The sequence below is a fragment of the Streptococcus sp. 1F3 genome, from assembly GCF_054968985.1.
In genome coordinates this window covers 27,468-37,341 of the sequence record NZ_JBUEQR010000015.1, presented here as the reverse complement: position 1 = coordinate 37,341, position 9,874 = coordinate 27,468, and the positions used below count along the sequence as shown (strand labels likewise).

General features: G+C 42.7%; 8 protein-coding genes. 6 read left to right on the top strand and 2 right to left on the bottom strand.

Annotated elements, in window-relative coordinates:
• Nucleotides 1-1,145 precede the first annotated feature (1,145 nt).
• The 6 genes from ACVPON_RS01305 (at nt 1,146) to serS (ending at nt 7,285) form a co-directional block, all read left to right on the top strand.
• Nucleotides 1,146-1,961, top strand: a complete 816-nt coding sequence (locus ACVPON_RS01305; RefSeq protein WP_462875412.1) for a Cof-type HAD-IIB family hydrolase — start codon at nt 1,146-1,148, stop codon at nt 1,959-1,961.
• Nucleotides 1,962-2,341: 380 nt separating this feature from the next.
• Entirely contained in the window at nt 2,342-3,334 is a 993-nt protein-coding gene (locus tag ACVPON_RS01300; protein WP_462875410.1) for a PTS sugar transporter subunit IIB, read from the top strand.
• 177 nt (nt 3,335-3,511) lie between these two features.
• The gene (locus ACVPON_RS01295; RefSeq protein ID WP_462875408.1) at nt 3,512-4,312 is read left to right on the top strand and encodes a PTS mannose/fructose/sorbose transporter subunit IIC; all 801 of its coding nucleotides are present in this window, start codon (nt 3,512-3,514) and stop codon (nt 4,310-4,312) included.
• A 15-nt stretch (nt 4,313-4,327) separates the two neighbouring features.
• The gene (locus ACVPON_RS01290; RefSeq protein WP_462875406.1) at nt 4,328-5,239 is read left to right on the top strand and encodes a PTS system mannose/fructose/sorbose family transporter subunit IID; all 912 of its coding nucleotides are present in this window, start codon (nt 4,328-4,330) and stop codon (nt 5,237-5,239) included.
• A gap of 179 nt (nt 5,240-5,418) precedes the next feature.
• Complete coding sequence (locus ACVPON_RS01285; protein ID WP_462875404.1) at nt 5,419-5,790, top strand: DUF956 family protein; 372 nt, start codon at nt 5,419-5,421, stop codon at nt 5,788-5,790.
• 217 nt (nt 5,791-6,007) lie between these two features.
• Nucleotides 6,008-7,285, top strand: a complete 1,278-nt coding sequence (gene serS / locus ACVPON_RS01280) for a serine--tRNA ligase (RefSeq protein WP_462875402.1) — start codon at nt 6,008-6,010, stop codon at nt 7,283-7,285.
• 564 nt (nt 7,286-7,849) lie between these two features.
• On the opposite strand, the gene ACVPON_RS01275 is transcribed toward serS, so the two are convergent.
• Together ACVPON_RS01275 and accD are read right to left on the bottom strand one after the other, a co-directional pair.
• Nucleotides 7,850-8,617: an acetyl-CoA carboxylase carboxyl transferase subunit alpha gene (locus ACVPON_RS01275; protein WP_462875400.1), complete on the bottom strand. Its 768-nt coding sequence runs from the start codon at nt 8,615-8,617 to the stop codon at nt 7,850-7,852.
• A complete protein-coding gene (gene accD / locus ACVPON_RS01270) occupies nt 8,614-9,480 on the bottom strand; it encodes an acetyl-CoA carboxylase, carboxyltransferase subunit beta (protein ID WP_462875398.1) in 867 nt (288 codons plus the stop codon). The genes ACVPON_RS01275 and accD overlap by 4 nt, the downstream gene beginning before the upstream one ends.
• Nucleotides 9,481-9,874 lie beyond the last annotated feature (394 nt).

The following is a 9,874-nucleotide window of genomic DNA, read 5'->3' as shown; positions in this document are numbered from 1 at the left end:
TCCGAACTCAGTTAAATCAAGATGTGAGAGCGTTAAAAGCACAAAGTGAAAATAGGAAATACGACGAAGAAGCGTCAGCTTCTAGGAGGATTTATCTTTTTCACACAGTGCTTAGCTCGAACTCAGTTAAATCAAGGTGTGAGAGCGTTAAAAGCACAAAGTGAAAATAGGAAATCTGGCGAAGAGTTTAGTAAGAATTTGCTTTGCAAATTCCTATTCTCCACCTCCAAAGGTATGCCATACCTTTGGAGCTAGGCAGATTTATCCCTAAAGGGATTCTCAGCTGTAATCGGCTAAAGCCGAAACAACTGCCTATCTTTTTTCCGAGCTTTTAGACCGAGTTCAGTTAACTCAAGATATGAGAGCGTGAAACGAGTAAAGCAAAAATAGGAGTTTTGACGCAGAACCTTGGTTCTAGGAAAAACTATCTTTTTTGCACAACTCGTAGCTCGAGTTCAATTAAGATGTGAAGCCGTTAAAAAACCGACTGAAAAATAGGCGGCCGAGCAGAAGTTGCTTGCAACTTCCTTGCGAGACCCCTGCAAGGCTAGCTAGGCTGGTCACAAATGAAATAGAGGGAATAGCCAGCTAGCTACCGCCAATAAAACAAGTTATGTCTCTTATTCATTGTTGAGCTTTTAGCCCGAGTTCAATTAACCCAAGATACGAGAGCGTAAAAAGCACAAAGTGTACCAAGGGCATCCGTATCTGTAAAGCAGGCACAGCCTGCAACAGCTACGGTAAAAATAGGAAATACGATGAGTGAAAAGCTCCAGTGGAGGTTTTCAGCCTATCCCTAAAGGGATTTTATACAGCAAGTTACAAACTTCGTTTGTTTTATCGAGTATCCACTAACAGTCTAGCCTTAGACTGTTAAAGCACAAAGCGAAAAATGGAACAATCGGAACTGAATAGAAAGCAAGGAAAATCTTAAAATGGTCTGGGCTTGAAATCTACGATTCTAAATTAAATAGGAAGAAAACGAACAAATATAGGTTGCTTCATTCTTTTCTAAGTAGCCTAAGTGAATTGAGTATCATCGAAGCTGTCACTTATTTCTTGAAATAAATCGACTATCCTTTGCGTATCATCGTTTATTCTGCTATACTGAAGCATATGAGTTTTGAAAAAGGAGTACTACCTGTATGACGAAAAAGATGATTGCCCTTGATTTAGATGGCACCTTATTAAATAAGGATAGTCACTTAAGCAAGGAGACCATTAAAACGATTCACAGGGTTCAAGAAGCTGGTCATACAGTCATTATTGCAACTGGTCGCCCCTACCGTATGGCCTACAATTATTATAAAGAGCTTGGACTCTCCACTCCCATGATCAACTTCAATGGCTCCCTCGTGCATATTCCAGACCAAAGCTGGGAATGGGAGCAGAATATCCTCATTGATAAGCAGTACCTACTCGACTTTCTAAAAGAAGAAGAACGATTTGAAGCAGACTTTATTGCCGGAGAATATAAACATAAGTTTTTCATCACCCAAAAGTATTTGGGGAGCTTTAGTCCTAGCCTCTTGGGTGTTGAACAAATCGCCCCTGACACCTTGATGCAGCCAGAACGAATCACATCAGATCCTCATTCCATTTTAATGCAGACACGTGCAGAGGACAAATACGCCCTAGCCGATGAGATCAATTGCTATTTCAATAATGAACTGGAAATCAATACCTGGGGCGGACCACTCAACATCCTTGAAACCTGTGCAAAAGGCGTTACCAAGGCTTCTGCCCTCACTTATCTGCTAAACCTCTATCGGATGGAACCGGAAGATTTGATCGCCTTTGGTGATGAGCATAACGACATCCAAATGCTATCTCTTGCAGGCAAGGGCTATGCTATGAAGAATGCCAGTGACAGTCTCCTTCCCTATGCTGACTATCTAACAGACTACACCAATGATGAAGATGGGGTTGCCAAAGAACTTCAAAAGTTATTATTGGACTAGATACTACAACTTCCATTTGGGGAGTTGTTTTTTTCTTACTCAACCCAATCGGATGGTACATTTTTCTGTCGCCTTATTTTTACAATCTTAGGGGTACTCAAAACCTCTATTTATTCAGACTTTTTTGTAAATCACTATGTAAACGTATATACCAATTTCAGAAACTTTTCTATAAAATTTACTAACAGATAACACATATCTACTTGACAGAAAACTTGAAAACGTTTTATAATAAGACAGTTCAAAAATGTTGTCTCAATGGACAGCAACATAGAGAACTTTAGTCAGATCAGCAAACGGAGAAATAAGTATCTAGATAGGCAGGTACTAGGAGATATCTGCTGTTTTACTGACTATCAAAATGTTTAGGAGGAAACATAATGAGTATCGGAATCATTATTGCAAGCCATGGTGAATTTGCCGCTGGTATTCATCAATCTGGTTCGATGATTTTTGGCGAACAAGAAAAAGTTCAAGTTGTCACTTTTATGCCAAGTGAGGGACCAGATGATTTATACGCTAAATTCAACAATGCTGTGGCTACTTTTGATGCGGATGACGAAATCTTGGTCCTAGCCGACTTGTGGAGTGGTTCACCATTCAACCAAGCAAGCCGGGTAATGGGAGAAAATCCAGAACGTACATTCGCCATCATCACTGGCTTGAATTTACCAATGTTAATTCAGGCCTACACAGAACGAATGATGGATGCAAATGCGGGCGTTGCCACTGTTGCTGCAAACATCATCAAAGAGTCAAAAGACGGAATCAAAGCCCTTCCAGAAGAATTAAACCCTGTAGAAGCAGCTGCTGAGGTGGCTCAAGCTAAGGTCGCTCAGGCGGCTATTCCTGAAGGAACAGTTATCGGAGACGGAAAATTAAAAATCAACCTTGCCCGTATCGACACACGTCTCTTACACGGCCAAGTTGCAACAGCTTGGACACCCGACTCAAAAGCAGACCGAATCATCGTTGCCTCTGACTCAGTAGCGAATGATTCACTTCGTAAAGAATTGATCAAGCAAGCAGCGCCAGGAAATGTAAAAGCAAATGTCGTACCAATTCAGAAATTGATTGATGTTGCAAAAGATCCTCGCTTTGGAAATACGCATGCCCTCATCTTGTTTGAAACCCCTCAAGATGCCCTTCGTGCCATCGAAGGTGGAGTGCCAATCAAGACCTTAAATGTCGGATCAATGGCTCACTCAACTGGTAAAACCATGATCAATAACGTACTTTCTATGGATAAAGACGATGTCGCAACCTTTGAAAAATTGCGCGACCTAGGCGTTGATTTTGACGTCCGTAAAGTGCCAAACGACGCGAAGAAAGACTTGTTTGACCTCATCAACAAGGCAAACGTACCTCACTAATTCCTAACTAGGACTGAGGATACGATTGATTGCTACAAACTAGATAAAAAATGAGCTCTGTTGCCTATCACACTCAAGGAAACATCTGGTGAAAGAAGCAATCTGCCTACAAAAGAAGCCAGGACAAACATTTCTAACTCTACTCTACAGTATATTCATCAAAAGAAAGGAACTATCATGTCATTTATTTCAATGATTTTGGTCGTCTTAGTTGCATTCCTTGCCGGTATGGAAGGAATCCTCGACCAATTCCAATTTCACCAACCAATCGTTGCATGTACCCTCATTGGGCTTGTAACAGGTAACCTTACTGCTGGCGTTATGCTAGGTGGTACTCTCCAATTACTTGCTCTTGGATGGGCAAATATCGGGGCTGCTGTCGCACCAGACGCTGCTCTTGCTTCTGTTGCGGCTGCCATCATCTTGATTAAAGGGGGCGACTTCTCACCAGCTGCGATTAGTGTCGCTCAAGGAATTGCTATTCCACTAGCCATTGCTGGACTTTTCCTTACCATGCTGGTTCGTACAGCTTCCGTCGCTCTTGTACATGGGGCAGATGCTGCTGCTGAAAAAGGGAATTTCGCAGCTCTTGAGCGTTACCACTTGATCGCTCTTTCCCTTCAAGGACTTCGTATCGCTGTCCCTGCTGCCCTTCTTCTTGCAATTCCTGCTGAATCGGTACAGGCTATGCTTGAACTCATGCCTGATTGGCTCAAAGGTGGTATGCAAGTTGGTGGTGGTATGGTCGTAGCCGTTGGTTTTGCCATGGTTATCAACATGATGGCAACCCGCGAAGTATGGCCATTCTTTGCGATTGGTTTCGTACTTGCTGCCCTTACTCAAATTACCTTGATCGGATTTGGTGCCCTTGGGGTTTCAATCGCACTCATCTATCTTCACCTTTCAAAAACAGGTGGAAACGGTGGTGGAGGCGCTACCTCTAATGACCCAATCGGCGATATCCTAGAAGACTACTAAGAAAGGAGATTTACAATGTCAGAAAAACTACAACTTTCCGTAAACGACCGTAAAAAAGTATGGTGGCGTTCCCAACTCCTTCAAGCTTCTTGGAACTACGAACGTATGCAAAACTTGGGCTGGGCCTACTCACTAGTCCCCGCTCTGAAAAAACTCTACACCAAGAAAGAAGACCAGGCAGCCGCTCTCAAACGCCACATGGAATTTTTCAATACCCACCCGTATGTAGCTGCTCCTATCCTCGGTGTAACACTTGCCCTTGAAGAAGAGCGCGCAAACGGTGTAGAAATCGATGATGCAGCGATTCAAGGGGTGAAAATCGGTATGATGGGACCTCTTGCTGGTATCGGAGACCCTGTCTTCTGGTTCACTGTTCGACCAATCCTTGGCTCTCTAGGAGCGTCACTTGCCCTTTCAGGAAATATCCTTGGTCCAATCATCTTCTTTGGCGCATGGAACCTTATCCGTATGGCATTCTTATGGTATACCCAAGAAATTGGCTACAAGGCTGGTTCTGAAATTACAAAAGATATGTCTGGTGGGATCCTTCAAGACATCACTAAAGGTGCTTCTATCCTTGGAATGTTTATCCTTGCAGTCCTCGCACAACGTTGGGTATCCATCAACTTTACCTTCAACGTATCAGAAGTCCCTCTTGCAAAAGAAGCCTATATCCATTGGGATAAGCTCGCAAACGGTAGCGAAGGTATCCGTCAAGCCTTTGAACAAGTTGGACAAGGTCTTTCCCAAACTCCGACGAAAATCACAACCTTCCAAGATAACTTGAACGGTTTGATTCCAGGTCTTATGAACTTGCTCCTCACCTTCTTGTGTATGTGGTTATTGAAGAAAAAAGTATCTCCAATCACCATCATCATCGGTCTTTTTATCGTGGGTATTCTTGCTCGTGTAGCAAACATCATGTAAGAGCCTACCATTACCATCCATCCCTTTGACTCAAGACTAGTTTTCTGCCATACATGTCCCATTTTAAGAGGCAGTAAAGAAGAAGCTCCTGAATCAAAGGAAATCACTTGTAAAAGAAAAAGAAGGTTTCGACCTTCTTTTTATGATATAATGAACATAACACGAATAAAGGATAAACTATGGCACAATCACAAAATAAGACTGTTGAGTTACAAACAAGCGGGGTCTCTTACTTAGGAATGGGAGGCAAGGTTGGAACATTTCTTATCGGTGACAAGGCATTGGAATTTTACGCAGATGCTAATGTAGAAGACTATATTCAGATCCCTTGGGAGAATGTCCAACAAATCGGGGCAAATGTCTCTGGCAACCACATCAGTCGGCATTTCCAAGTCTTTACAGATAGTGGAAAATTCCTCTTTGCTTCCAAAGATTCTGGGAAAATTTTAAAAGAAGCTAGGGAACACCTCGGCAATGAAAAAATCGTAAAACTACCAACACTCCTACAAACAATCGGATCTTTTTTTAGAAATCTATTTGCAAAAAATTAAAAAATCAAGTATAATAGTCGCAACGGATAAGTAGTATCAGGCGTTTTTCAGAGAGTCTGCGGTTGTTGCGAGCAGATAGGCAAATGGTATGAAATTCTACCGTTTATTATATTTTCATACAGAACGAAGTGCACTCATGTGAAGTTGGATGGAACCGTGGCTCTTGTCACTCCAACATATCTATGGGTGCGTTTTTTATACAAAATAGGAGGAAATAATGTTAGATATCAAACGCATTCGAGCAGATTTTAAGGAAGTAGCAGAGAAACTCGCAAATCGTGGTGTAGCTACTGAAACCCTCACAAGCATCCAGGAACTGGATACAAAACGTCGGGAAATCCTGGTCAAGGTTGAGGAATTAAAGGCAGAACGCAATACCGTCTCAGCTGAAATCGCCCAGGCAAAACGCAATAAGGAAGGTGCAGAGGATAAAATCGCTGCCATGCAAGAACTCTCTGCAACCATCAAAGGATTAGATGCCGACCTTCTTGCTGTCGATGAAGAATTACAGGCTATCCTTGTCGTCCTACCAAATACACCGCATGATAGCGTTCCTCTTGGTGAAGATGAAGATCAAAATGTGGAGGTTCGCCGTTGGGGAACACCACCTGCATTTGATTTTGAACCTAAGGCCCATTGGGAGCTCGGCGAAGACTTGGGTATTCTCGACTGGGAACGTGGAGCAAAAGTAACAGGGGCTCGCTTCCTCTTCTACAAAAATCTGGGAGCTCGCTTGGAACGCGCCCTCTATAACTTCATGCTAGATGAACATATCGCAGAAGGCTATCAAGAAGTGATCCCCCCTTACATGGTCAATCATGATTCCATGTTTGGAACAGGGCAATATCCAAAATTCAAGGAAGATACTTTTGAGTTAGAAGACTCCCATTTTGTTCTTATTCCAACAGCTGAAGTACCACTCACCAACTACTATCGTGACGAGATTTTAGACGGCAAAGACTTACCTATCTACTTCACTGCGATGAGCCCATCTTTCCGTTCAGAAGCTGGATCTGCTGGTCGTGATACCCGTGGTTTAATCCGCTTGCACCAATTCCACAAGGTGGAAATGGTCAAATTTGCCAAACCAGAAACATCTTACGAAGAATTGGAAAAAATGACTGCTAATGCAGAGAATATTCTTCAAAAATTAGGGCTTCCTTACCGTGTTCTGACTCTTTGTACAGGTGATATGGGCTTTTCTGCAGCAAAAACCTACGATTTAGAAGTCTGGATTCCTGCGCAAAATACCTACCGTGAGATCTCTAGCTGCTCTAATACAGAAGATTTTCAAGCACGACGTGCCCAAATCCGCTACCGTGACGAAGCAGATGGTAAGGTCAAACTGCTTCATACCTTGAACGGTTCAGGACTTGCCGTAGGACGCACAGTTGCTGCTATCCTTGAAAACTACCAAAATGCAGATGGTTCTGTTACTATTCCAGAAGTCCTTCGTCCATACATGGGTGGACTTGAAGTGATCGCACCAAAATAGCAAAAACTCCATCATAAGTGAGGGTCTGGCATAGCAAACCATATCATCTCAATTCTAACGATAGACCAAAAAACATATAAGGAGCAAGGAAAATCCTGATTTCGTCATCACGATCTTCCTTGCTCCTTTAGTGTTATACTCAATAAAAATCAAAAGTAGACTAGCTTTCACAATTAAAAATTGTGAAAGGTTGGAAATCATACTGACGATAGTCAGTAACAATCGTAGAGTCCGGCAAAGCGAGTTCCAATCATCTAGAAGATGATTGGAAGTTGGAAATAAGGAAACGGAGTTTCCACAATTCATCTAGAAGATGATGGGAAGTGGGAAATAAGGAAACGGAGTTTCCACAATTCATCTAGAAGATGATTGGAAGTGGGAAATAAGGAAACGAAGTTTCCACAATCGTCGAAGTAATAAAAGTTAAACTAAATGAGTATAATCGAAGCCGAAGGTAGAATTAGCCTTCACCAAGGCAAGTGGACCAAGTATCCTTTTGATTTTTAAAGAGTATTAGCCTTGAGAGAATCCAGAGACAAGAGCATATAAAAAGCACCGAAAAGATCAGTACTTTCTAAAACGCTCGTAACGTTCTGTGACTAACTGCTCTGTTGATAGAGACTGTAAGTGCTGATAGCTAGCTTTTAGCTCTTGTTGTAGGTAGTGTACAAGCTCTTTTTGGCTCCGCTGCTCTGAGATAACCTTATCAACTACTCCCATCTCTAAAAGCTCGTAGGAGGTAATCTTCATGAGCCTAGCCGCTTCCATGGCACGGCTAGCGTCCTTCCATAAAATAGAGGCAAATCCTTCTGGACTTAGCACTGCATAGATGGCATTTTCCAACATCCATACCCTGTCTGCAACTGCTAGAGCCAAAGCTCCACCAGACCCTCCCTCACCAATAATCAAGGCAATAATCGGAACGGTCAAGTCACTCATTTCCATGAGGTTCCGAGCAATCGCCTCACCCTGCCCACGCTCTTCTGCACCAACTCCTGGATAGGCTCCTGCGGTGTTAATCAAGGTGAGAATGGGGCGTCTAAACTTTTCTGCCTGCTTCATCAAACGGAGGGCCTTGCGGTACCCTTCTGGATGTGGCTGACCAAAATTGCGCTTGAGATTATCCTGTAAGCTCTTCCCCTTTTGAATCCCCACTACCGTGATAGGTACATCACCCAAAAAACCGACACCACCGATAACAGCTCCGTCATCTCTAAACTGGCGGTCACCATGCAATTCTATAAAGTCATCTAAGAGCAGGCGAGCATAATCCAGACTAGTCAAACGAGCCTGATCACGTGCTTGTCGAATGATTTTTGCTATCTCCGTCATTTCTTTCCTCCATGCAATCTCACTAGAAAACCGATGGTCTCCCGCAAGTCCTGCCGTTTAACAATTGCATCTACAAAGCCATGCTCTTGCAGAAATTCCGCCTTTTGAAAATTATCAGGCAACTGTTCACGAACCGTGCTTTCAATCACACGGCGACCCGCAAAGCCAACTAAAGCCTGGGGTTCAGCTAAAATGATATCCCCTTCCATAGCAAAAGAAGCAGTCACTCCACCTGTCGTTGGATCTGTCAAAATGGTCAGGTACAAGAGCCCCGCATTAGAATGACGCTTAACAGCTGCAGAAATCTTAGCCATCTGCATGAGACTCATAATGCCCTCCTGCATTCTAGCACCACCAGAAGCAGTAAATAGGACTACAGGCAAGGCTTGCTCCAAGGCATATTCAAAAAGTCGCGTGATTTTTTCACCAACAACCGTCCCCATACTGGCCATGATAAAAGAGGAATCCATGATACCGAGAGCTACATCTTGTCCTACAATTTTCGCTCTTCCTGTCAGTACAGCTTCGTCTAGTGCTGTCTTTCTGCGGACGAAAGCTAATTTTTCTAGATAATCCGGAAAATCCAGAGGATTGGTCGTTTCAATACCTGTAAACCATTCTTCAAAGGAATCCTCATCAACCGTTAAAGCCAAACGTTCATAAGCCCCAATCCGAAAGGTATAAGAACAATGTTGGCACACCTTCTCCTGTCCCAATTCTTTCTGATAAATCAGACGCTTACAAGCTGGACATTTTGAAAATAAGGCATCCGGTACCTCTGGCTTTTTATGAGCCGTCTCTTCTATCAAAGACCGATTAGGATTAATGCGAATGTATTTATCTTTTTTTCCAAATAGAGCCATCGTTCCTCCTTCAAACAAGATACAAAGCCCGTTAAAAACTCAAATAGAAAAAATAGACAATCGAAGCAGGTTGTCTTGCAACCAATGAGATTGGTCTTTTTTCAGCGAGTTGCAGCTCAAGTTCAATTAAGACACAAAGCCCATTAAAAACTCAAAACCTACCAAAGGAACTTCTGAGCGTTAATACTCAATAAAAATCAAAAGTAAACTAGCTTTCACAATGAAGAATTGTGAAAGGTTGGAAATGAGAGTAGCACCGCTCATTTCCTTATAATCGAAGCCCAAGGTAGAACGAACCTTCACCAAGGCAAGTTGACGAAGTAGCCTTTTAATTTTTAAAGAGTATAAGAAACGCTCTACTGGTGCCTTTCTTTCTATCTCCTATCCATAAGTC